At 64.1% G+C, this 23735-nt stretch carries 19 protein-coding genes; 10 read left to right on the top strand and 9 right to left on the bottom strand.

The window, feature by feature from the left end:
* Nucleotides 1–267: 267 nt before the first annotated feature.
* Together exaA and J7655_RS09620 are read left to right on the top strand one after the other, a co-directional pair.
* A complete protein-coding gene (gene exaA / locus J7655_RS09625; RefSeq protein ID WP_420850921.1) occupies nucleotides 268–2130 on the top strand; it encodes a quinoprotein ethanol dehydrogenase in 1863 nt (620 codons plus the stop codon).
* A gap of 182 nt (nucleotides 2131–2312) precedes the next feature.
* On the top strand, nucleotides 2313–2966 hold the full coding sequence (locus J7655_RS09620) for a pentapeptide repeat-containing protein (RefSeq protein WP_230927558.1): 654 nt from the start codon (nucleotides 2313–2315) through the stop codon (nucleotides 2964–2966).
* Between the two features lie 264 nt (nucleotides 2967–3230).
* Here J7655_RS09620 and J7655_RS09615 read toward each other — a convergent pair whose 3' ends face one another.
* From J7655_RS09615 to J7655_RS09605, 3 genes are read right to left on the bottom strand one after another with little or no spacing between them, the layout of a single operon-like run.
* On the bottom strand, nucleotides 3231–3881 hold the full coding sequence (locus J7655_RS09615; RefSeq protein WP_230927557.1) for a response regulator transcription factor: 651 nt from the start codon (nucleotides 3879–3881) through the stop codon (nucleotides 3231–3233).
* Nucleotides 3878–5143 (bottom strand): HAMP domain-containing sensor histidine kinase, encoded by a 1266-nt coding sequence (locus tag J7655_RS09610; RefSeq protein ID WP_230927556.1) that lies wholly within the window; start codon nucleotides 5141–5143, stop codon nucleotides 3878–3880. The genes J7655_RS09615 and J7655_RS09610 overlap by 4 nt, the downstream gene beginning before the upstream one ends.
* A gap of 13 nt (nucleotides 5144–5156) precedes the next feature.
* The gene (locus J7655_RS09605) at nucleotides 5157–5594 is read right to left on the bottom strand and encodes a cupredoxin domain-containing protein (RefSeq protein ID WP_169968328.1); all 438 of its coding nucleotides are present in this window, start codon (nucleotides 5592–5594) and stop codon (nucleotides 5157–5159) included.
* A gap of 248 nt (nucleotides 5595–5842) precedes the next feature.
* On the opposite strand from J7655_RS09605, the gene J7655_RS09600 reads away from it, so the two are divergent.
* The 8 genes from J7655_RS09600 to J7655_RS09565 all read left to right on the top strand — a co-directional run bounded on the left by J7655_RS09600 (nucleotide 5843) and on the right by J7655_RS09565 (nucleotide 13024).
* On the top strand, nucleotides 5843–6799 hold the full coding sequence (locus tag J7655_RS09600) for a tetratricopeptide repeat protein (protein WP_230927555.1): 957 nt from the start codon (nucleotides 5843–5845) through the stop codon (nucleotides 6797–6799).
* Nucleotides 6800–6920: 121 nt separating this feature from the next.
* Nucleotides 6921–8099, top strand: a complete 1179-nt coding sequence (locus tag J7655_RS09595) for an ABC transporter substrate-binding protein (protein ID WP_230927554.1) — start codon at nucleotides 6921–6923, stop codon at nucleotides 8097–8099.
* 255 nt (nucleotides 8100–8354) lie between these two features.
* Nucleotides 8355–9320, top strand: coding sequence for a YVTN family beta-propeller repeat protein (locus J7655_RS09590; RefSeq protein WP_230927553.1), 966 nt, complete (start codon nucleotides 8355–8357; stop codon nucleotides 9318–9320).
* A complete protein-coding gene (locus tag J7655_RS09585) occupies nucleotides 9317–10138 on the top strand; it encodes an ABC transporter ATP-binding protein (protein WP_230927552.1) in 822 nt (273 codons plus the stop codon). Before J7655_RS09590 ends, J7655_RS09585 begins: the two co-directional genes overlap by 4 nt.
* Nucleotides 10138–10929, top strand: a complete 792-nt coding sequence (locus tag J7655_RS09580) for an ABC transporter permease (RefSeq protein WP_230927551.1) — start codon at nucleotides 10138–10140, stop codon at nucleotides 10927–10929. Before J7655_RS09585 ends, J7655_RS09580 begins: the two co-directional genes overlap by 1 nt.
* Before the next feature lie 256 nt (nucleotides 10930–11185).
* Nucleotides 11186–11761 carry a PQQ-dependent catabolism-associated CXXCW motif protein gene (locus J7655_RS09575; RefSeq protein WP_230927550.1) on the top strand — a complete coding sequence of 192 codons (576 nt, stop codon included), beginning with the start codon at nucleotides 11186–11188 and terminating at the stop codon, nucleotides 11759–11761.
* Nucleotides 11762–11784: 23 nt separating this feature from the next.
* Entirely contained in the window at nucleotides 11785–12450 is a 666-nt protein-coding gene (locus J7655_RS09570; RefSeq protein WP_230927549.1) for a response regulator transcription factor, read from the top strand.
* 154 nt (nucleotides 12451–12604) lie between these two features.
* Nucleotides 12605–13024 (top strand): GNAT family acetyltransferase, encoded by a 420-nt coding sequence (locus J7655_RS09565; RefSeq protein WP_230927548.1) that lies wholly within the window; start codon nucleotides 12605–12607, stop codon nucleotides 13022–13024.
* Nucleotides 13025–13201: 177 nt separating this feature from the next.
* On the opposite strand, the gene nahK is transcribed toward J7655_RS09565, so the two are convergent.
* The 6 genes from nahK to J7655_RS09535 form a co-directional block, all read right to left on the bottom strand.
* On the bottom strand, nucleotides 13202–15844 hold the full coding sequence (gene nahK, locus J7655_RS09560) for a hybrid sensor histidine kinase/response regulator NahK/ErcS' (RefSeq protein WP_230927547.1): 2643 nt from the start codon (nucleotides 15842–15844) through the stop codon (nucleotides 13202–13204).
* Complete coding sequence (gene nosP, locus J7655_RS09555) at nucleotides 15774–16937, bottom strand: nitric oxide-sensing protein NosP (RefSeq protein WP_230927546.1); 1164 nt, start codon at nucleotides 16935–16937, stop codon at nucleotides 15774–15776. The genes nahK and nosP overlap by 71 nt, the downstream gene beginning before the upstream one ends.
* A gap of 256 nt (nucleotides 16938–17193) precedes the next feature.
* On the bottom strand, nucleotides 17194–17544 hold the full coding sequence (locus J7655_RS09550; protein ID WP_230927545.1) for a hypothetical protein: 351 nt from the start codon (nucleotides 17542–17544) through the stop codon (nucleotides 17194–17196).
* 300 nt (nucleotides 17545–17844) lie between these two features.
* Entirely contained in the window at nucleotides 17845–19029 is a 1185-nt protein-coding gene (locus tag J7655_RS09545; protein ID WP_021490563.1) for a porin, read from the bottom strand.
* Between the two features lie 459 nt (nucleotides 19030–19488).
* Entirely contained in the window at nucleotides 19489–21882 is a 2394-nt protein-coding gene (gene pqqF / locus J7655_RS09540) for a pyrroloquinoline quinone biosynthesis protein PqqF (protein WP_230927544.1), read from the bottom strand.
* A gap of 170 nt (nucleotides 21883–22052) precedes the next feature.
* On the bottom strand, nucleotides 22053–23606 hold the full coding sequence (locus J7655_RS09535; protein WP_230927543.1) for a BCCT family transporter: 1554 nt from the start codon (nucleotides 23604–23606) through the stop codon (nucleotides 22053–22055).
* Between the last annotated feature and the right edge of the window lie 129 nt (nucleotides 23607–23735).

Raw genomic sequence — 23735 nt, 5'->3', positions numbered from 1 at the left:
GCAAGACAGCCCATACAGAGCTCGTGGCGATCATCTTAGAAAGGCCGCGCGACACGCCGAATGCTGCTTTGGTGGTCGCGTTCTAGTCCCTTGGTAGTAGGGCTTGGGAGGGGGTGTGCGTGATGCCTTGGCAGCAAGGCCAAGTCATGGCCCGGTCGGGAAATCCTCCCGGCAAAGGCGGGAGTTTTTCCGTAGGCGCAAAGGTGGCCGGGTTCCACCATCGGCTTGCCACTGCGGCAACCACTTTCTTCAACGGGAAGCACAACCATGACAACAAGAAACCTACCCAGCACCCCGCGCCCCCTGGCGCTTGCTCTGATGCTGGCTGGCGGCCTGGCGCTGAGCCAGGGGGCGTTGGCCAAACCGGTCACCTGGGACGACATTGCCAATGACCACCTCACCACCAGCAACGTGCTGCAGTACGGCATGGGCACCAACGCCCAGCGCTGGAGCCCACTGGCTCAGGTCAACGCCGACAACGTGTTCAAGCTGACCCCGGCCTGGAGCTACTCCTTCGGTGACGAGAAGCAGCGCGGCCAGGAATCGCAGGCGATCATCCACGACGGCGTGGTCTACGTGACCGGCTCCTACTCACGCGTGTTCGCCCTCGACGCCAAGACCGGCAAACGCCTGTGGACCTACAGCCATCGCCTGCCCGACGACATCCGTCCGTGCTGTGACGTGGTCAACCGTGGCGCCGCCATCTATGGCGACAAGATCTACTTCGGCACCCTCGACGCCCGCGTCGTGGCGCTGAACAAGGACACCGGCAAGGTGGTGTGGAACAAGAAGTTCGGCGATCACTCAGCCGGCTACACCATGACCGGCGCGCCAACCATCGTCAAAGATGGCAAGACCGGCAAGGTGCTGGTCATCCACGGCAGCTCCGGCGATGAATTCGGCGTGGTCGGCAAGCTGTTCGCCCGCGATCCGGAGACTGGCGAAGAAATCTGGATGCGCCCCTTCGTCGAAGGCCACATGGGCCGCCTGAACGGCAAGGAAAGTACCCCGACTGGCGACATCAAGGCGCCGAGCTGGCCGGATGACCCCAACCACCCGACCGGCAAGAAGGAAGCCTGGAGCCAGGGCGGTGGTGCGCCGTGGCAGAGCGCCAGTTTCGATGCCGAGACCAACACCATCATCATCGGCGCCGGCAACCCGGCACCTTGGAACGGCTGGGCGCGCACCAGCGACGGCGGCGACCCCAAGGACTACGACAGCCTGTACACCTCCGGCCAGGTCGGCGTCGACCCCACCACCGGTGAAGTGAAGTGGTTCTACCAGCACACCCCTAACGACGCCTGGGACTTCTCAGGCAACAACGAGCTGGTGCTGTTCGATTACAAGGACAAGGACGGCAAGGTCACCAAGGCCACCGCCCACGCCGACCGCAACGGCTTCTTCTACGTGGTCGACCGCAGCAACGGCAAACTGAAAAATGCCTTCCCCTTCGTCGACAAGATCACCTGGGCCAGCCACATCGACCTAGAAACCGGTCGCCCGGTAGAGAATCCGGGGCAACGCCCGCCGAAGCCCAAGCCTGGTGAAACCAAGGGTGAAGTGGTCGAAGTCTCCCCGCCCTTCCTCGGCGGCAAGAACTGGAACCCGATGGCCTACAGCCAGGACACTGGCCTGTTCTACGTCCCGGCCAACCACTGGAAGGAGGACTACTGGGCCGAGGAAGCCACTTACAAGAAGGGCTCCGCCTACCTGGGCATGGGCTTCCGTATCAAGCGCCTGTATGACGACCACGTCGGCATCCTGCGCGCAATGAACCCGACCACCGGCAAGGTCGCCTGGGAGCACAAGGAGCGCCTGCCACTGTGGGCCGGGGTGCTGGCTACCAAGGGCAACCTGGTATTCACCGGCACCGGCGACGGCTACTTCAAGGCCTTCGACGCCAAGAACGGCAAGGAGCTGTGGAAGTTCCAGGTCGGCACCGGAATCATCTCCCCGCCCGTCACCTGGGAACAGGATGGCGAGCAGTACATCGGCGTAACCGCCGGCTACGGCGGTGCCGTACCTCTCTGGGGTGGCGACATGGCCGACCTGACCAAGCCGATTGCCCAGGGTGGTTCCTTCTGGGTGTTCAAGCTGCCGAGCTGGGACAAGACCACTGCCAAACGCTAAAGGCTGAATGCATGGCGCACCCCGGGGTGCGTCATGCGCACCAGCTTCTTGCCATGGCCATTCGATCAGGGGGCGCGCAGCGCCCCCCTACCCCTGCTCCCCACCGTATTCGTGTAACAGCGGCTGGGCGTCATTGCGCATCGGCCGCGAAGCGAATCAGGCAACCACTCCGAGGACTCGCCATGAACTACCTGCCCCTGCTTATTCCGGTTCTGCTGCTGGTAATCGGCAGCCACGCCATCGGCGCCGAGACCGACGGCGTGCCACAGATCAACGGCTGCCGTATCGAACCCGATAGCCAATGCCCCAACGCCAACCTGCGCGGCGCCGACCTGCGCAACCTCGACATGCGCCGCATGAACCTGTCCGGTGCTGACCTTTCCGGCGCTGACCTGCGTCACGCCACGCTGGACCTGGCCAACCTGGAAAGAGCCAAGCTGCGTGGCGCCAACCTGACCCGCGCCAGCCTGCAACAAAGCAACCTGCGCCTGGCCGACCTGTCTGGCGCCAACCTGGTGGCCATCAGCGGCTGGGCGCTGTTCGCCCAGGCGGCACAATTCGAAGGCGCTGACATGCGCGCCGCCAACCTGGAGTTCGCCCGCCTCTCCGGCGCCAAACTGCACAACGTCCAGCTGCAGGCCGCCAACCTGGAAATGACCTGGCTGAGCAAGGCCGACCTCAAGGGCGCGCACCTGGAAGATGCCAACCTGCAGGAAGTGAAACTCGGCGGCTCCAACCTGGAAAATGCCAACCTCACAGGTGCACGCACCCGCTTCGGCAACTTTCAGGACGCCAACATGCCCGGCTGCATCGACTGCCCGAAAGGCTGGGACTGATTCGCCGCACCCCATGTTAGGTGGGCCGCGCGGCGATCCGCTTCAGCCCACCAAACAACCAGGCAAATTCAGCTTGGCGGATGGTGCGAGAAGGCAGCGGAAGCGACATATGGCTCCCACGCTCCGCGTGGGAGTTAGCCCGCGACGTTCTGCGTCGCCAGCGGATGCATATGCGCCACGACCGACACGCGGACGCGGAGCGTCGAGGGCTGCATTCCCACGCAGAGCGTGGGAACGATCAAACGTCAGCAGGTCTCGCCCTGATCAGGCACTCTCCATCCCCACCCTGACCACCCCACTATCAATCGCCAAATGCACCAACTCCGCCTGCGAGCTGATCTGCAGTTTGTTCTTTACCAGGGTCTGGTAGTTGGACAGGGTCTTGGCGCTGATGCACAGCTTCTCGGCGATCTGCCGGGGTGGCAGGCCGCGGGCGAGCATGACGAAGATTTCGAACTCGCGCTGGGTCAGTTCGCGCAGGCGCGGATCGAGGCCGTCGCTGCTTGCGGGATTGCAGGCCAGTTGGGTCGCCAACTGCTGCTCGATATAGGCGTGGCCGGCGGCGGTGCGTTTGACCGCTTCTACCAACACTTCCGGCGAGGAGTTCTTGGTCAGGTAGCCGATGGCACCGGCGTCCAGTGCCTGGCGTACCAGGGGCAGTTCGTCGTGCATGCTGAAAAACAACACGCGCAGTTGCGGCAGGCGCTGACGCAGGCGGCGGGTGGTTTCCAGGCCGCTGATGCCGGGCAGGCCGATGTCCATGATCACCAGATTGGGAATCTCCTCCTGCACCCGTTGCAGAGCCTGTTCGCCATCGCAGGCTTCACGCAGCTGCACCTCCGGCAACAGCGCGCGCAGCAGGCTGGCGTAGCCCTGGCGCACCACGGCGTGATCGTCCACCAATAGAATCTTCATGACGCGGCCTCCAGAGGAATGTTCAGACACAGCGCCCAACCGGCTTGCGGGCGGCTGTGCAGGCGCAGTTCGCCGCCGAGGCTGCGGCTGCGTTCGCGCATCGAGCGCAGGCCGATGCCGGGGCGCAGCGGCAGTGCAGTGCCCTGGCCGTTATCACGCACCAGCAGGCGCAAGCCCTGGCCACGGCGTTGCAGGCGAATGCGTACTTCGCTGGCCTCGGCATGGCGGGCGACGTTGGTCAGCGCCTCCTGCACCAGGCGATAGAGGTGGGCTTTGCTTGCCAGCGGCAGGCTCGGCAGGCGCTCGCCCAGTTGCAGACGGCAGCGAATGCCTTGCGCCTGCTGCCAGTCGGCTGCCAGTTGCTGCAGCGCCGGGCCCAGCTCCAGGCGCTCCAGCACCACCGGATAGAGGTCGCGGATCAGGCTGCGAAAGCCCTGCTGCAGGCGCTCGCAGTTATCGTCGAGCAGGCGCGCGGTGTCCTGCACCTGCTGCGGCCGGTCGGCAATCACCTTGAGCAGGCAGGCCTGGGCACGGATGCCACTCAGGTACTGGCCGAGGTCGTCATGCAGGGTCTGGCCAAGGCGCGTGCGCTCGCGCTCCTGCAGCGCCAGCAACGCCTGGGTCAGCTCGGCGTTGTCCGCCTGCACCTGCTGCAGGGTGGTGGCCATGGCGTTGAAGTTACCGGCAAGACGCCTGGCTTCAGCCACGCCATGATCACGCAGACGGGTATCGAAGTGACCGGCGCCAACTTCGCTCAAGCCGGCGAGCAATTCGTCCAGCACCCGTTGAGCGTGGCTCACGGCAAGACGAATGGTCAGCAGACTGAGGATCAGGGCGAAGGCACTGAGCAACAACAGTTGCAACAGCGAGTCCTGGATTTCCTCGATTTCATCGAAAGGGTCGAGGGTAATGTGCAACACGCGGCCCTCTGCTAGCGGCCAGACCTCGGCCGTCAGCGGCGCCGGGCCGAGCAGACGGGCAGCGATCCAGCGTTCGATGACAGGCTTGCTCTGCGCCCTGGGCTCTTCGCCCGGACGCAGCCAGCTCACGCGGATGTGCCGCAGGTTATTGGTCAACTCCGGGCGCAGGCTGCCCGGATTGTTGCGCGCCACTTCGCCGAGGTATTCGACTACCGCTTCGGCGGCCTGCAACTCGCGCTGCACGTCATGGCTGGCCTGACGCAACAACAGCGCCAGCCCTGCCAGGGTGACCAGCACGAACAGCAGGCTGACCACCAAGTTGATACGGCCGAGGGCGCTCATCTATCTGACCACGCTACTTGACCACGAAGTAGCCGAGCATGCCCTTGCCTTCCAGACCCTTGGCATAGAAGCGGTATTTGCCCGGTTTGACCGGCAGGAAGAAGATCTCCGCCTGACCGGCGTCCTCGAACTCCAGCTCGGTGAGGGTGATCGCCTTGATCTCCACACCGCCGGCCTCAACCTTGCGCAGATAGATGGAGGTGGCGAACTCAGGCGCCTGGAAGGCGTATTCCTTCTGTCCGCTGGCGATGATCTTGAGCTGGTAGGCCTGGCCGGTTTCCAGCTGGTATTCGGTCTGCGACATGAAGTAGTCGCTATCGTCGTTACCCAGCACCAGGTCAGGCAATGCCACCGGGCGGCGGGTCATATCACCGGCTGCATGCAGTTGATCGACACCGAGCAGGCTGATGATCAGCAACAGCGGCAGTAGCAGGGCCTTGAAAATACGCATGGCGTTCACCTGTTCTTGTTATTGGACGTCGCCTGCCATGCTAGGAAGTAAAGGCCCACACCGGGTTACTACCTTGGTACTGCCCAGCTGGTACTTTGGGCATATTTCCCGCCAGATCCGGGCCGAATGCCCATCGCCCCTGCCCTACCCGCCACCATCGGCGCATCCATCCGCCACCATCGAACTAAATACCGCACGTACCCGGCTTGTTAGCCTAATTCACCGCTTCCACCCTCTGGAGTACCGCCATGCGTCATCTCGCCTGCCTGCTGCTGGGCACACTGCTGAGCACGCCGCTGAGTGCCGGCGACGACGAACAAACGCGTATCGCCCGCGAGATGATCCAGGTGCTGGACGCCTATGCGGTATACAAGATGGGCGACTTCGATGAGGCCTTCGAGCGCTATCGCCAGCTCGCCGAAGCCGGTAACCGCCAGGGCATGCTCAACCTCGGCAACATGTTCGCCGCCGGCCTGGGCACCGCAGCCGACCTCGAGCAGGCGTTGACCTGGTACCAGCGCGCTGCCGATGCGGGTGACGCCATCGGCATGTACGAGGTGGCCCGCGCCCATGACCTGGGGCTGGGCACCGAGGCCGACCCGGACCAGGCGGCGCAGTGGTATCGACGTGCTGCCGAGCAGGACAACGCCGAGGCGCAGTGGACGCTGGGTGAACGCCTGTACAAGCAAGGCCAGCACAGTGACGGGCTGAGCTGGATACGGGCCGCGGCCAGGCAGGGAGAACATCCGCAGGCCCAGCAGTTTCTCGCCAGCCGCGAAGGCAGCCGCACCACCATCACCCCGACCGAGCACGAACGCCGCGCCGCACTGGCGGCCCTCGCGACGGTCGACCAGGCAGCCCAACGCCAGGATGCCGAGGCACTGGTGACGCTGATCGACGATGACGCGCAGATCCTGGTTCGCCTGCCGCACGAGCGTAACTGGCAGCATCTGAGCAAGGAGCAGCTGCGCACGCTCTGGCAGCAGACCTTTGCCCAGGCCGACGAGTACAGCTACCAGCGCAATGAGCCCGAACTGATAAACGCAGGCGGCACTATCCTGGCCTTCTCGCTGATCCGGGAGAAGCTGAAACGCGGCGACCGGATACAGCAGCTGGAAATTCGCGAAAACGCCCAGTTACGCGTCCGCGACGGCAAGGCCAGCATCCATGGCCTGCGCCTGGATATCCGCCAACAAGCCGAGTGAAGGCCTTGAGGAACGGCCCTGAAGAGCTACGACCTTTGTACTAAGCCGGCGCTACCTTGGGCATATTTCCCGACCTGGCGACGCTTCCTATGCTGGCGACACCCTTTGCAGGAGTCGCCCCATGCACCGGATCAGTTACCGCCTGTTGTTCTGCCTCGCCGCCGCATTCGGCGTGGCGACCAGTGCCAGCGCGGACGCATTGCAGGTGCGCATCGGCTATCTGGCGCATCTGCCGCCACGCGGGCCGCTGCTGTCCAACGTCATCCCCGAACCGCTGGACGCCGGCCAGCGGGGCGCCGAACTGGCCATCGCCGACAGCAACAGCACCGGGCGTTTTCTCAAGCAGAGCTACATGCTGGAGAGCGCCGAAAGTGACGACGCCGCTGCCGTGCTCGCTGCTGCCGAACGCCAACACCAGGCGGGCATTCGTCTGTTCGTGATCAACGCCCCCGCCGCTACCCTGCGCCAGCTCAGTGCAAAACTGCCGGACAGCCTGCTGCTCAATGCCGGCAGTGCCGACGACGGCCTGCGCCGCGAGCAATGCCTGGGCAACGTGCTGCACACCCTGCCCAGCCGCGCCATGCTGGCCGATGCCCTGGCGCAGTTTCTTGCCGTGCGCAAATGGACGCGCTGGCTGCTGGTTACAGGTACCACCGAGGACGACAGCGCCTACGCCGACGCGCTCAAGCGCGCCGCCAAACGCTTCGGCCACACGATTATCACCGAGAAGCCGTGGAGCTTCGACAACGACCAACGGCGCAGCGCCCAGGCGGAGATGCCGCTGTTTACCCAGGCCGGCGAGTACGACGTGGTGCTGGTGGCCGACGAGCGCGGCGACTTCGGCGAATACCTGCCCTACAACACCTGGTATCCGCGCCCAGTAGCCGGCACCCAGGGCCTGACCCCGACCGCCTGGCACAAGACGGTGGAAACCTTCGGCGCCGCGCAGTTGCAGAAACGCTTTGAGGCGCTGGCCGGACGCTGGATGAACGACCGCGACTTCGCCGCCTGGATGGCCGTGCGCAGCGTGGCCACGGCCATCACCAAGCAGCGCACCGCCGAGCCACAGGGCATTCGCCACCTGCTGTTGAACGAACAACTACCGCTGGACGGTTTCAAGGGCCGCAAGCTGAGCTTCCGCCCGTGGAATGGCGAGCTGCGCCAGCCGATTCCACTGGTACACCCGCGCGCGCTGGTCAGCACCTCGCCGCAGGACGGCTTTCTCCATCCGAGCAATGAAATGGACAGCCTCGGTTACGACAGCCCGGAAGTGAGCTGCGATCTGGCGAACATGCCTTAGCAGCTGAGCGTTCAGCACGATTGTCCTGTGGAAGGTAATGGTCACAGGCGAAGAAATTCTGTCCCCTCGCCCCGCTGGGGAGAGGGTTAGGGAGAGGGGTATACAGGCATTTCGCTGTATTTCAGCCCTCTCCCCCAACCCCTCTCCCATAAATGGGAGAGGGGAGCAAATGTGTACGACTTTGAACCGAGCTGCCCCAACTTCCGAGGTAAGCAGCGAAAACCGCCAAGCAATAACAACAAGAGGATCAACCCCATGCGCCTGACCCGTCTCGCCTGCGCCGTCGCCTTCAGCCTGGCCTGCCACTCGGCCTTCGCCGCTACTGCCTACGTGTCCAACGAGAAGGATGACAGCATCAGCGTCATCGACCTCGACAGCCTGGAAGTCACCGCCACCCTGGACGTCGGCATGCGCCCGCGCGGGCTGCTGCTGTCTTCCGACAACAAGCTGTTGTACATCTGCGCCAGCGATTCGGACCGCGTACAGGTGATGGATCTGGCCACGCGCACGATCATCAAGGAGCTGCCTTCCGGCGCCGATCCCGAGCAGTTCGCCCTGCACCCCAACGACCGCTGGCTGTACATCTCCAACGAGGACGATGCCCTGGTCACCGTGGTCGACACCCAGAGCGACGAAGTGCTGGCGCAGATCGAAGTCGGCGTGGAGCCGGAGGGCATGGCGGTGAGCCCGGACGGCAAGTGGGCGGTCAACACCAGCGAAACCACCAACATGCTGCACTGGATCGACACCAGCACCCATCAACTGGTGGACAACACCCTGGTCGACCAGCGCCCGCGTCACGTCGAGTTCGATAAGGACGGCAAGCGCCTGTGGGCCTCGGCCGAGATCGGCGGCACGGTGACTGTGCTGGACGTCGACTCGCGCCAGGTGCTCAAGGTGCTCAACTTCGCCATCAAGGGCGTACACCCGGACAAGGTGCAGCCGGTCGGAGTCAAGCTGAGCGACGACGGCAAGTACGCCTTCGTCGCCCTGGGCCCGGCCAACCATGTGGCCGTGGTGGATGCCAAGACCTACGAGATTCTCGACTACCTGCTGGTGGGCCGGCGCGTCTGGCACCTGGCGTTCACCCCGGATCAGAAGCGCCTGCTGACCACCAATGGCGTCAGTGGCGACGTATCGGTGATCGACGTCGATACGCTCAAGGTGACCAAGTCGATCAAGGTTGGCCGCTATCCCTGGGGCGTGGTGGTGACGCCATGAAAGCGCTCGAGGTGAGCGGCGTCGGTTTCGCCTATGGCGCCCGCCAGGCGCTCAATGACCTGGCCTTCGAGCTGGCGCCGGGGCGCTTCGGTGCCCTGCTCGGCCCCAACGGTGCCGGCAAGTCGACCCTGATCGCCCTGCTCACCCGCCTGTACGACTTGCAGCAGGGCGACATCCGCATCTTCGGCCATAGCCTGCGCGACGAACCGCGCCAGGCGCTACGTCAGTTGGGTGTGGTGTTCCAGCAGAGCACGCTGGATCTCGACCTGTCGGTGCAGCAGAACCTCGCCTACCACGCCGCGCTGCACGGCATGCCGCGCCGCGAGGCGCAGGCGCGTATCGACGAGGAACTGTTACGTCAGGATCTCGCCGAGCGCCGTCACGACAAGGTGCGCACGCTCAACGGCGGCCATCGTCGCCGCGTGGAGATTGCCCGCGCCCTGCTCCACCAGCCGCGCCTGCTGCTGCTCGACGAGGCCAGCGCCGGGCTCGATCCGGCCAGCCGCCTGGCGCTGGGGCGGCACGTGCGCAACCTGTGCCGCGAACAGGGGTTATGCGTGCTGTGGACGACCCACCTGCTGGATGAGATCGAGTCCAGCGACGACCTGCTGATCCTGCATCGCGGCGAGCGCGTGGCCTGGGACAAGGCCAGCCAGTTCGGCGATGACCTGGCCATCAGCTTCGCCCGCCTGACCGGCGACGAGGCGCTGGGCCGTGGCCATGTGCGTGAGGCGCTGCGGCCGAAGCGTGCCGACGACGTTGGCGATGATGAAACGGCCCCGGTGCGCAGGGCGCACCCTACGCGAGGAGCTAGCTGATGACCGCCTACTGGGAATGCCTGCGCGGCATCGTCCTTCGCGAATGGCTGCGTTTCGTCCTGCAGCGCTCGCGTTTTCTCAGCGCCCTGGTGCGCCCGTTGCTGTGGCTGCTGGTATTCGCCACCGGTTTCCGTGCCGCGCTGGGCATCGCCATCATCGAGCCGTACGACACCTACATCACCTACGACACCTACATCGTGCCGGGCCTGGCCTGCATGATCCTGCTGTTCAACGGCATGCAGGGTTCGCTGTCGATGGTCTACGACCGCGAGATGGGCAGCATGCGCGTGCTGCTCACCAGCCCGCTGCCGCGCGCCTTCCTGTTGGTAGCCAAGCTGCTGGCCACGGCGCTGATCTCGCTGCTGCAGGTCTATGCCTTCCTTGGCATTGCCTGGGTCTACGGCGTGCAGCCGCCAGCCTGGGGCCTGCTCGCCGCACTGCCGGCGCTGCTGCTGGTGGCGCTGCTGCTCAGCGCCCTGGGGCTGCTGTTGTCCAACGGCATTCGCCAGTTGGAGAACTTCGCCGGGGTGATGAATTTCGTCATCTTCCCGATGTTCTTCCTGTCGTCGGCGCTGTACCCGCTGTGGAAGATGCGCGAGTCCAGCGAGTGGCTGTATTGGCTGTGTGCGTTCAACCCCTTCACCCATGCCGTTGAGCTAGTGCGCAACGCGCTTTACCTGCGCCTGCATATCGAGGCGCTGCTGATCTGCGCCGGCCTGACGGTATTACTGACGCTGCTCGCCGTAGCCAGCTTCAACCCGCAGCATGCCGCGCTGCGCAAGGCGGGCTGAACATGATCGTTCCCACGCTCCGCGTGGGAATGCATCCCAGGACGCTCCGCGTCCGCTGTCGAACTTGCCGTCAGTCAGCAATGGCGCAGAGCGCCATTTCATCTGCTCCCACGCAGAGCGTGGGAGCCATCAATTCCAGGCACTCCCCACCAGCCACATCTACTACTTTGGTACTGGTTTTCCTCTCCAACGTAGAATTCCCAAGCCTGCGACCATGGCCTGTAATACCGCTACAAAAATAACTAGAGACCTTGCCATGAAGTACCGTCTGCCCGTGCAAGCAGGCCTGATGCTCGCCTCGGTGTTACTGGCCTGCCTTGCGCACGCCGAAGATCTGTTCGACGCCGACGGTTATCGCAGCAGCCAGTACCGCAGCCCGACACCGTCAACGCTTGAGGGTGTTCAGGTTCTCGATACTCCCGCCCTGCAAAAGCTGCTCGACGAACGCCCCGATGTTCAACTGGTCGATGTCTACCGTCAGCTGTGGCGCCATGATCGCTTCATCGAAGAAGAGCCCCACGCCAACATCCCCGGCAGTCTGTGGCTACCCAACACCGGCAGCGGAAACCTGGAAGCGCTATGGCTGCGCTACTTCACCCATTACCTGAACCAGGCCAGTAAAGGCGACCTGGACAAGCCTTTCGTTTTCTACTGCCGCCCCGACTGCTGGCCGAGCTGGAACGCCGCGCGACGCGCCCATGCCATGGGATACCGCCAGCTGTATTGGTATCGTGATGGTATCGACTCCTGGGAACAGGCCGGCCTGCCGATGGCGCCCGCCCAACCGGCCGAATTGCCTGCTGCTTTCCTCACGCCCACTGCCAACCCATAATCACGACAACGAGGTGCAAGGCCATGTACAAGATTCTGATTGCCGACGACCATCCGCTGTTTCGTGAAGCCATCCATAACGTCATCGCCGACGGGTTTCCCGGCAGCGAGATCATGGAAACCGCCGACCTGGACAGCGCCCTGGAGCTGACCCAGAGCCACGACGACCTGGACCTGATCCTGCTCGACCTGAACATGCCTGGCATGCATGGCCTGGGCGGGCTGATGAACCTGCGCAACGAGGCGCCAACCATCCCGGTGGTGATCGTCTCCGCCGAGCAGGACAAGCAGATCGTGCTGCAGGCCATCACCTATGGTGCGGTTGGGTTCATCACCAAGTCCTCGCCACGGGCACAGATGACCGACGCCATCGCGCAGATTCTCGACGGTAACGTTTATCTGCCGCCGGACATCATCCGTTCGCAGAAGAGCGGCAGCTCGCGCCAGCACCTCGACCACCCCAGCATCGCCCCGGAGCTGCTGCAGGCGCTGACGCGCAAGCAGTTGCTGGTGCTCGAACGCATGACCAAGGGCGAGTCGAACAAGCAGATCGCCTACAGCCTGGATATCGCCGAAACCACGGTCAAAGCCCACGTCTCGGCCATCCTGCGCAAGCTCAACGTGCACAACCGCGTGCAAGCGATTCTCTCGGCCGGCGATATCGATTTCGCCTCCTATCTGCGGCGCTGACGTCCGATAGGTTAGCCGTCATTCCCGCGCAGTCGTGAAGCCAGAAGCCGAGATGCAACTGGGCTCGCGCCTTCGCGGGAGTGTCGAACGAGGTTGCCCTGACTCCCGTCATCAAGCCGTGCTAAAACGGCGGCCTCACCGATTGGAGTCCACCATGCATATCCGCCCCTTCCGGCTCGCTGACGAAGCTGCCGTCGTCGATCTCTGGCAACGCTGCGACCTGACCCGTCCGTGGAACGACCCGCACAAGGACATCCAACGCAAGCTGACGGTGCAGCCCGAGCTGTTTCTGGTCGGTGAGATCGACGGTAAACTGGTGGCCTCGGCCATGGCCGGCTACGAGGGGCATCGCGGCTGGGTCAACTACCTGGCGGTGTGCCCGGAGCAACGCCAGCAGGGCCTGGCCCGTCAGCTGATGACGCATATCGAAGTGCAACTTCTGGCCCTGGGCTGTCCCAAACTCAGCCTGCAGGTGCGCGACAGCAACGCAGCGGCATTGGCCTTCTATGAGCGGCTTGGCTACAAGGTCGATGCCTCGGTCAGCCTGGGCAAACGCCTGATCGCGGATGATTGACGGCGCACCCGCATCGTAGCCCGGATGCAATCCGGGGCAGAACGGCATGATCCTCCCCGTATTGCATCAGGGCTGCGGGCTCGCATCGGTGCGCGCAGCGCACCCTACGGGATCGAGGCCGCCTGCGCGGTTGGCGTCATGCGAGTACATCGTAGGGTGCGCCGTGCGCACCGGGTTTCAAGCCCCCGCCCCACGCTCCATCAAATGGCTCATCGCCGCCTTCAGCTTCATCGGCCGTACCGGTTTGTGCAGCAGGCTATGGCCCAGTTCGCGCATCTGCTGCTTGAGCTCGTTACTGTAGTTGGCGGTGATCATCAGCGCTGGTAGCGGCGTACTGCGTCGGGCGTTGATCTGCGCCACCGCGTCGACGCCATTGCGCTCGTCGTCGAGGTGATAGTCGGCAATCAGCAGGTCAGCCTCGGCGTGGTAGTTGTCCACCTGGCGCGCCAGGTCTTCTTCACTCAGGGCGGTAACCACCCGACAGCCCCAGCCTTCGAGCAGGGTGCGCATGCCGGCGCAGATCGCCGCGTCGTTATCCAGCACCCAGACCCGCGCACCGCTGAGGCGTTCAAGCAGCAGATCCGGGCAGTCCTGCACGGCACGCACGCGCGGCGCGCGGCGGGTCAGCGGCACCTCGACGGCAAACATCGAGCCCCTGCCCTGCTGCGACGCGACGCGAATGCGGTGGCCAAGCATGCGTGCGATCTTCTCGACGATCGCCAGGCCAAGGCCCAGACCACGATCCTGCTTGCGCTGCACGTTATCGCCGCGTTTGAACTCCTGGAAAATCTCCACCCGCTTGTCCTGGGCGATACCGATGCCGGTGTCCCAGACTTCGATGGACAGGCTGTTGCCGCGCCGCCGGCAGCCCAGCAGGATGCGCCCGCTGGCGGTGTAGCGAATGGCGTTGCTCAAGAAGTTGCGCAGAATCCGCGCCAGCAGCTGCACGTCGCTGCGCACCAGGGCCGAGCTGGGCAGGTAGTCCAGGCGCAAACCCTCGCTACCGGCGATCTGGTGATACTCGGCGGCCAGGTTCTCCAGCAGCTCGCTGACGGCGAATGGCGCGATATCGGGCTTGATCACCCCGGCATCGAGCTTGGAAATGTCCACCAGCGTGCCGAGCAGGCTTTCCACGTCTTCCAGCGAGTTGCTGACGTTGCGCACCAGTGGCGCGCAGCCACTCAGGTCGTTCTTCTCCAGCAGGGCGCTGGTGAACAGCCGAGCGGCGTTGAGCGGTTGCAGCAGGTCGTGGCTGACGGCGGCGAGGAACTTGGTCTTGGACAGGTTGGCCTGCTCGGCTTCGCCCTTGGCCTCACGCAGGCGCGCTTCCATCTGCGTGCGCTCGTCGATCTCGCGGCGCAGTTGGTCATTCACCGTGGTCAGTTCGGCGGTGCGCTCGCGCACCCGCTGTTCCAGGTGTTGATAAGCCTGGTGTAGCGCTTCGGCCGTGCGGCGACGCTCGGTGATATCGCGGATCAGCACGAAGATGCCGACCACCTCGCCACTGGCCTGACGGTTGGGTACATAGGAACGCAGCATGTAGCGTTCCTGGCCGTTGTGGTTGGTTTCGGCGAATTCGAAGGTCACGCTCTCGCCGGACAGCGCCAGTTCGACGTAGGGCTCCAGGCGCTGGCAATGCTCCTCGCTGTGCACTTCGCGCAGGCTCTGGCCAAGCATGGCGCCGCGCGGCCAGCAGTACCATTCCTCGTAGACCTTGTTGGTGAATTCATAGACCAGGTCGGCCGACAGGTAGGCGATCAGCGCCGGCACGTGGTCGGTGATCAGGCGAATCCAGCGCTCGCTGTCACTCAGCGCCTGAGCCTGGCGATGGCGCTCGGTGATATCGGTGAAGGTGTTGACGAAGCCGCCGGTGGGCAACGGATGGGTGCGCACTTCCAGCATGCGCCCGTCGAACAGGCGCACCTCCACCTGGCGCAGCGGTTTGCCGGTGGCATCGCGGCTGTCCGGGGTCAGCGGCTCAAGTTCGCTTTCCGCCATCACTTCGGCGAACGGCCGATGGGCGTTGATCGGCGCCAGCCCGCAGAGCTCGAGGAAACGGTGGTTCCACAACTCCAGCGCGCCCTCGGAATTGACCATGGCCATGCCCTGCGACAGGTTGTCGACCGCGCGCTGCAGCAGGCGCGACTTCTGCGCCAGGGCCTGCTCGCGGCGCAACGCCTCGCTCTGCTTCACCTCGGTGATGTCGGTGTAGAGGATCACCAGCCCGCCCTCGCGGGTCGGCCGCTCGCTGACCTGCACCCAGCGTCCATCCTGCAGGCGGAACAGGCTCGGCTCGCCCTCCTTGCCCAACTGTGCCTCCACCACCAGGCCGGTGCTGCGGCTCAGCCGGCGAATCTCCTCCAGCCGCGTGCCGGTGCCGATGCGCGCGCGGCTGCGCGCCCAGAGCGCCTTGAAACGGCTGTTGAACAGCACGATGCGCTGGCGATCATCGAACAGCACGAAGGCGTCGGAGATACTCTCGATGGCGTCGATCAAATGCTGGTGCGCGGTCTCGGCACGCAGCCGCGCGTCGCTGAGCAACTGGTTGCTGGATTTCAGTTCGGCCATTGCCTGGTTCAGCGCGTCGGTGCGCTCGCGCACCTGCTCGGACAGTACCACCGAATGCTGGAAGGCCGCGTAGGCGTCATCGCCACGGGAATGGATCGACTCGACCCGCTCGATCAGCGCGGCGTTGATGCGCCTGAGCTTGGCGTTTTCATGCTCCAGCGCCGTACAGCGTGCCTGCAGCTCAGCGCTCGGCACGCCCAACAGGTCGGCCAATGGCGACACCGGTAAAGGTCTGGTTGATGTGCATGCCATTGAACTGCTCTCCGTAGGTGTTGAAGCCGATCACCCGCTGCTGGCGCAGCAGCGTGGCGACCGACTCGACGCCGCCATCGTTCTCGATCTCCAGGCGACGCAGGAAGCAGTCGCAGCCGATGGTCAGCAGCAGCGGACCGAGGCGCTGCTCCAGCCCGGCGAACAGTTGCTGCAGGTTGGGCAGCAAGGGGCCGGGATGCATGGCGGTGAGGACGATGCCGTTCTCCACCGCGCAGTAGAAGGTCAGGCTGAGGTCGTCGTGCACCTGCTGGATCGAGCGCACGTAGTAGTGATCGCTGATCCGTACCGCCAGCGGATAGGCGGCGAACGCGCGCAGATCCAGCGCCTCGATCGGCACACCGATCAGCTCGGCATATTCCTGCGCGGCCGGTGCGGCATTGAGTTCATAGACCCGGCGCGTGGCGCTGTCGGCGCTCGTCACCACCAGCTTTTCCGCGCTGGGTTGGATGTGGTGGGTGCTGAACACCTCGAACTCCAGCCAGGTATTGAACAGCACCACGACCGCTGCACCGCTGTGGAAGCGGCCGCCGTGATAGACGTGGGTGTGGGTCAGGTGGTTGTCATCGCCGGCCGAGCCGCCGAAGTGCGGGATGCTGCCCAGCGCCGCACTGAGTGCGCCGAGCACCAGTTCTTCGCGGCTGGACAAGCCGTCGAGCAGGGTCAGGGCGAAGCTGTGGCCCTTGATCGAGGCCAGCTCGTTGCTGCGGCAATCCTTGACCAGGCCATCGACCAGATGCTGCGCATCGAGCAGATTGAAGCGCTCCATCTCGTCGATCAGCACGCTGGCGATGGAGAAGCAGCGCAGGTCGAAGCCCAGCGCCACCACGCAGCCACGGCCATAGCCCTGCGGGGTGATCTCACCGGCGCTGGTACAGCCCACCAGGCTGACGCCTCCAAAATGGGCCTCCAGCGCCTGGCCGAGGCCGTCGAGATCGTATTCGGCCGAGCAGAAGAACAGCACGAAACCGAGGTAAGGATGGATCAGCTGGCGTGCCAGTTCCTGGGCGGCCAATTCCACATCCTTCGTGCTGGAGACGGCGCTGAGCACGCCCTCCGACTGTTCCAAGGCCATATCACGCCCCAATGCACCTGCTGATCATGGGGAAATTCTACGAAGCCGGCGCTGCCCGCCCCATGCTACTTGAGTACTGAGTAGTCGATCCGTAGGGTGTACTCGCGAAGCAGTACAGCGGCGACAAGGGCAATGACAGTCTGCCATCAGGCCCTACCCGGCTCTCCATCACGGCCCGGAATCGCTGGTGCGCATGGCGCACCCTACCTGGGACGCCGCCATGCGTGTGTAGGGTGCGCCGCGCGCACCAGCGTTCTTACGGAGCCGGCCAGAACATCAGGGTCAGCACGAACATCCCGGCGTAGAAGCCAATCTCCAGGGTTTCCGTCCACGGCTGGATGCGCTTGATCGCGCCATGCACATGCACCAGAACCATCAGCAAGGCCACCGCGGCCAGCACCTCGAAGGTGGTGTGCAGCGCTTCACCAGTCAGCGCGACGCGCAGCATCAGCGCCTCGACAATGAGGATGAAGGCACCCAGACAACGCCCGAAGTACACCGCGAGGTCGATGTCCTGCGGGATGCGCCAGCGCATCAGGCGCGCCCAGGTCAGCGGCAGGAGGAAGATGGGTAGCGCGAAGACCAGCGTGGTGCTGATCGCCAGCACCAGCAGAAAGGTTTGAGCCGATTCGCTCTAGAGTCCGATCATTGAATTCCTCCTTTCGATCCCTGAGAGTCTGTTCACGATCTGGCGAGCTAGAGCGATACAACACCGATGGCGGCCCCGCAAAAACAAGCGAGGAGCGGCCGAGGTCGCGGGCGACTGTACTTTTGCACATGAGCATTCCGACCGGGCTGGCGATCCAGCTTGTTTTTAACGCAGTAGCGCCGACGCGCAGCAGATCGTGAACAGGCTCGAAAAGAATGGGAGGCCCTTGAGCCTCCCGTCGTCCGCAAGCCGTGTGGCTTACCAGCTGAGTACCGCACCGACGGCGAAGGTGTCGGTGTCCTCGTTCAGACCACTGCCGGCGGCGGCGTCGATCTGGTACTGGTTGTACTCGGCGACCAGCTTGAGGTTGTCGTTGATGGTGCGGAAGTAGGCGATACCGCGGGTCTCGTAGTCCGCCGCCACGCCCAGGCCGTTGCCGTCGTCCTCGGTCTTGCCGTAGGACAGCGCCACGCGGTTCTTGCCCCAGGTGTAGGAGCCCTGCAGCAGGTAGCCGTCGCTGTCGATGTCACGCAGGGTCGGCTCGCCCAGGTTGTTGGTGAAGAACGGGTTGATGCCCTTGGCCTGGAAGCCCGAGCCGGTCAGCGACAGACCACCGAATTTGGCCTGCACACCATAGCCAAGACCCTTGGAGGTGACCTTGTCGACGGTGTCGTCGGTGTTCTCGGAGGTCTGGTAGGCGCCGTTGACCCAGGTGTAGATGGTCGAGCCACCCAGATCGAACTGATAGCTGACCTCGGACTCGAAGCGCGGGTTTTCCTGATAGGCCTTGCCAGTGGCGCTGTCGTCATTGGTGTCGACCGGATCCATGATGCCGACCGCGACACGCAGGCCTTCGGCCAGGTTGTTGTTGCGGTAGGTGATCTGCGAGGTCGGGAACGGGTACGGGTAGCCGGTGCCGATGTTGCCGAAGGACACGCCGTTGCCGTCCACCAGGCCCAGGGTGTCGGAGACGTTGCCGTACCCGGCCAGCAGCTCGTCGAGGAAGATGTTGGAGCGCGAGAACAGGCCGAAGTCCTTGCCCACCAGCACCTCGCCCCACTCCGGGCTGGAGACGGTGCCGTAGAACTGACGAACGTCGATGGCAGTGTCGGTACCGTTGGTTTCGCTGTCGTTGATGGTGACCCAGAAGGACGAGCGGCCGGTCAGCTTGAGACCATCGATCTGCTTGCCAAAGTTGAAGCCGATCCAGTTGGGCAGAAAACCCATCTTCACCCGCGACTGACGGCGGTCGAACTGCTCACCGTCGCGGTCCACGTCGCTGTTGACGTAGAAGGCGTTGATATAGCCGTCGGTGGAGAATGTGGTGTCGTCCTTGTCATACAGGACGATCTCGGCGGCGGCCTGCTGCGCGGTCGCCAGAGCGACGGCGGTGGCCAGGGTCAGGGGCAGAAGTCGAGTGATGGCGATCTTGTTGTTGTGCATAACGCTCTCCGCTTGAGTGGCGACCGCCAGGGCAGTCGTGTCGGAGGCGATTATCGAAAGCGGGTCCGGCGGGCCATACGCTGCCTTGGCAGCGATTCGCTGCTGCTTTGGCTGGGCGCTACCGTCGCGCTTCCGCCGGCTCGCGACCGACCTGCTACCGGTAGTGGGAGAAAGGTATTAGTACCGTGCCAACCCTAGGGCGTAGACATGCGCCAGTAACTAAGCGGCAGGGGTCGCGCACCGCAACGAACGGCGGCGGCGCGGCTGCACAAGGCTTCGCCCCGGGTCGGGGCTCCTACGATAGCCCCAGACGCAGCCTCATCCTGTAGGAGCCGCGCCCCGCGGCGAATCAAAAGAACGCCGCAAAGCCAGAGCCTCGCACCAGATCGGGGCTCCTGCAGAAAAAGGGCGTTGGAAATTCGCGCGCAGTCGCGCAAAGAGCGCTGAAAAGAACGCAGCCTAGGCCAGCGACGGCGCTCCGCTGGCCAATACGCGCCAGTCGCTGGCGCTTAGCAACTGCTCATGAGCCTGGAGCAGATCGTTTTGAGTCAGGGCTGTCAGCGCCTGCTGCACCCGTTGCAGGTGCACCTCGGGCAAGCCTGCCAGATGCAGCTGCCACAGCTGCTCGGCACGCGCCAGGTTGGCCTTGGCCGGGCTCAGCGCTGGCAGCAAGGCATCGCGGTAACGCGACAAGGCCGTATCGTCCAGTGCGGCGAGCGCCTGCCATTGCTCGCGCAGAAAGGCGCGGATATGGTCGAAGATGCCGGCCGCCTCGCAGACGGGTGACTGCAGGGCAAACAACAGGCCCCGGCAACCCTCGACCTGGTGGAAACCGGCGAACAGCGCGTAACCCAATTGCAGCTCGCCACGCAGGCGCTGATAGAAACGCCCCTGCAACACCTGCCCAAGCAGACGCCAGGCAGCCTCGGTGCAGACATCGCCGGCAGGCAAGGGACAGAACAGCAGCAACGCGGCATCCGTACCCGGCTGCGCGACCTGATGCCAGTCGATCCTGGTTTCGCTACATGGCGCTGAAGGCAGGTCAGCAAGCGCCTCAACGGCCACGCACAATTCAGCCAACTGCGCCTGCTCGCTAGCGCCAAGACCGACACTCAGCCCTTCCAGTCGCGACGCTCTGGGTAGCTCGCATAGTTGTGGCAAACGCTGCAGCAGCACCCGCAACAACATGCCCTGGGCAGCAGGCTCAGCCGGTTGATCGAACGCAGCCAACAGCAGCGGCACCAGCAAAGCACTGAAGGCCGGCAACAGCGACGCCGGCCCGCGCAGCGAAAGGCTCCAGCCAGCGGCTTGTACGTTCAGTTGGCAGGTGATGCCCAACCGCTCACCACGCCATCGCAGGTCGGCGCTGCGCGCCAGCAAACCAGCCTCGATCGCCGCCGAGTCGCCCGCACCTGAACAGGGGCCACGCCAGTAAAGCGCGGCCGGCCCACCCTCGGCCTGCCCCGGATGATGTCGCAACGCGGCCAATGGCAAAACGGCTGATGCTACGGCAGCGCCGCACAGCAGCGGATCATTGCCAGGCAGCCGCCATGGGTGGCTCGGAATTGGCGCTGGCGATGACACCGGTGGCAGAGTCTGCAATGGCAAATCCAGTCCGATTGCCGGCCACAGCGGCTGGGCCTGTTCACCACACTGCAATTCGATCAACCCGTCACCGCGAGCCAGGCAAGCCAGCAGTGAGTTCAGGTCACGCAAGGTGTGGCTGTCGTCCTGAGCAGGCGATTGCAGCGCCCTGGCCGCCGCCAACGGGCTGAGCCCGAACAATCTGAGCGCTGCCGCCCGCTGCTGGTGTTGCAATCGCTGGGGCCAAGCTGCATCGCCCTGCAACTGCGCGGCCCAACGCTGCACGGCAGCGCGCAATGCGGCGCTCTGCTCCGCGCTGGCGGCGGTAAAGTCCAGGCGCAGCAGGCATTGTCCCGCGTGCTGATACAACACCCGCGCCTGCAACTGTCGGCACAGCTGCAACTCACGTAAACCCGCCAGCAGGCCGCCGGGCGCAGGGTCGTGCAAGGTATCCAGCAACACATCCAGAGAAGCGCGCAGATTGCGCGTCTGGAGCTGCACGGCAACACCCAGATGTATCCCGGGACGACTGTGTTGCAGATACAAACGGGGCGCTCGAAGTGGCAGCAGGTCGAGCGTCGGCACGTGACAGGCGTCGCCCTCATCGACCGGCAATGCCTCAAATAGTGCTTCGGCGATATCCAGTAATTGCTCGGCCGGTTGTGGCCCGACCAGAGTCAGGCACATGCGCCCGGCCTGGTAGTGGCGCTGGTGATACGCACGCAGCGCCCGCTGAAACTCCGCAGACTCCACCGCCAGCGTGCTGCGATCACCTGCCAGAAACGCGCCGCAGCGATGCCCGGCAGCGAGCGCCTGTCCCAGAGCATGATCGATGCGACTGTCGGCATCCTGGCTGCGCGCCTGGTATTCGGCATGCAGCACTTCGCGCTCACGCAGTTGCGCCTCGCTATCGAGCAGCGGCTGGCAGAGCATATCCAGCAGACGCCTCAGCACCGGCTGCAGCAGCTCGGCCGGCACCTCGCAGACGAAATCGGTGTGCCGCGCCTGGGTCGAGGCATTGACCATTGCACCATGGCGCTGGACGAAGGCCATCAACCCCTGATCAGACGAGTGGTTACGGCTGCCGAGAAACAGCAGATGCTCGAGAAAATGCGCCAGCCCAGGATAAGCCGGCGGCTCGTCATGACTGCCCGCTGCCACCCGCAGGCACAAGCCGACCTGCTGCGCCCAGGGCTGTTGCTGCGCGCGTAGCAGCGCACCATTGGCCAGGCGCCGAACTGGGGCAGGAAGTGCAGCATGCAGGGTCATCGAGGGTTCTCTGGGCAGCGTACCGTTCAGCTTCGACAACGCATCAGGACCGGACAATGCTGCTTTCGGCTGAATAAAACGCGCCTTTGGTCGTAAAAATGGTGCACGCAGAAACGCAAACGCCCCGACACCCGCCTTGTGGCGAGTGTCGGGGCGTCGATTGGCAGACGTCAGCTGCGACAGTCTTCGATCAGGCCTTTGACCAGACCAATCATCAGCAACAGCATCAGCAACATGAACGGCAGGCCCATCGCCACGGCACCAGCCTGAATGCCCTTGAGCGCAGTATCGCCGCCAATCACGAACAACGTGACGGTCACCAGCGCGATCATCACCAGCCACAGCACGCGCTGCACCGGCTGGGTGTCGGGGTCGCCACCGGCCGACAGATTGTCGACCACCAGCGCACCGGAGTCCACCGAGGTCACCATGAAGAACACCAGCAGGGCGACCACCAGCAGCGAGCCGATACCGGCCAGCGGCAGCATTTCCAGGAACTGGAAGATGGCCATGTTGACGTCGCTGAGGCCAGCCGCCAGGGCGCCACTGCCGTCGATCACCTGGGCGATGGCGCCACTGCCAAAGGCAGAGAACCACAGCAGCGTGACCACGGTTGGCGCCAGCATCACCATGCCCACCATCTGGCGCAGGGTGCGGCCCTTGGAAACGCGAGCGACGAAGATCCCTACCAACGGCCCCCAGGTGCACCACCAGGCCCAGTAGAACACCGTCCAGCCCTGGAACCAGTCCTGATCAGGACGATCGATCCAGTTGCTCAGTGGCAGGAACATCTGACCGTAGTCGACCGCTGCGCTCAGGGTGTTGGAGAAGAACGCCATGCCGCCAATACCGACCGCGACCAGCAGAAACAGCACCAACGCCAGCAGCATGTTGATGTTGCTCAGGACCTTGACCCCGGCATCCAGCCCCCGCCACAGCGAGAACGCTGCCAGACCAGTGACCGCGACGATGAACAGCAGTTGAAAGGCGAAGGTGTTCGGTGTGCCCAGTACGTGGGCAATACCGGCCGTGGCCTGCATCGCGCCCAGACCGAGGGAAGTGGCCAGGCCGAAGATGCTCAGCACCACGGTGAACACGTCGACCATCTGCCCCGGCAAGCCACGATGCCCACGCCCCAGCAGCGGCTGCAGGCCGGAGCTGAGCGACAGTGGCAGGCCCTTGTTGTAGGAGAAGTACCCCACCACCAGCGCGCTGGTCAGGTAGATCGCCCAGGGGTGAAAGCCCCAGTGATACAGCGTCGCGCCCATCGCCGCATGGGCGGCCTCCGGGGTGCTGGCAGCCACGTTCAGCGGCGTTTTCCACCAGGCCGTGTATTGCGCCACCGGCTCGGCGACGCCCCAGTACAGCAGGCCAACGCCCATGCCGGCGGCGAACATCATGGAGAACCACGACAGGGTGCTGAATTCGGGTTTGGCATCACGACCACCGAGACGCACCTTACCCAGCGGCGACAGCGCCAGACCGGCGCAGAACAGCACCGCCAGATTGCCCATGATGATGATGAACCAGTCGAAATTCTTCAGGATCCAGCCCTTGATGCCTTCCAGCGTCTCGCCGAAGACCACGGGATTGCTCAGTGCCAGGAGGACCAGCAACAGGATGATGAAGAAGGAAACGGGGAATATGACGCGATGGAAGTTCAAGCCGAGCACTCGAATATTCAAGTCTCGACCGACTATGTTTTCCGCAACCATAGGCTTCATGCACGCACCTCGATTTTGTTCTTGTAATAGTTTTCTCCGCATCCGGGCCGAGCCCTGCAGGTGCAGTTGGCGGCTCGGTAATCGCTGCGGGTGATCAATAGTCGAACAGGCCCGAATCCAACGACAAAC

The organism is Pseudomonas wenzhouensis (genome assembly GCF_021029445.1).
GTDB lineage: Bacteria > Pseudomonadota > Gammaproteobacteria > Pseudomonadales > Pseudomonadaceae > Aquipseudomonas > Aquipseudomonas wenzhouensis.
Note: the sequence above shows the minus strand (reverse complement) of the source record. Positions and strands in the feature narration are given on the sequence as shown.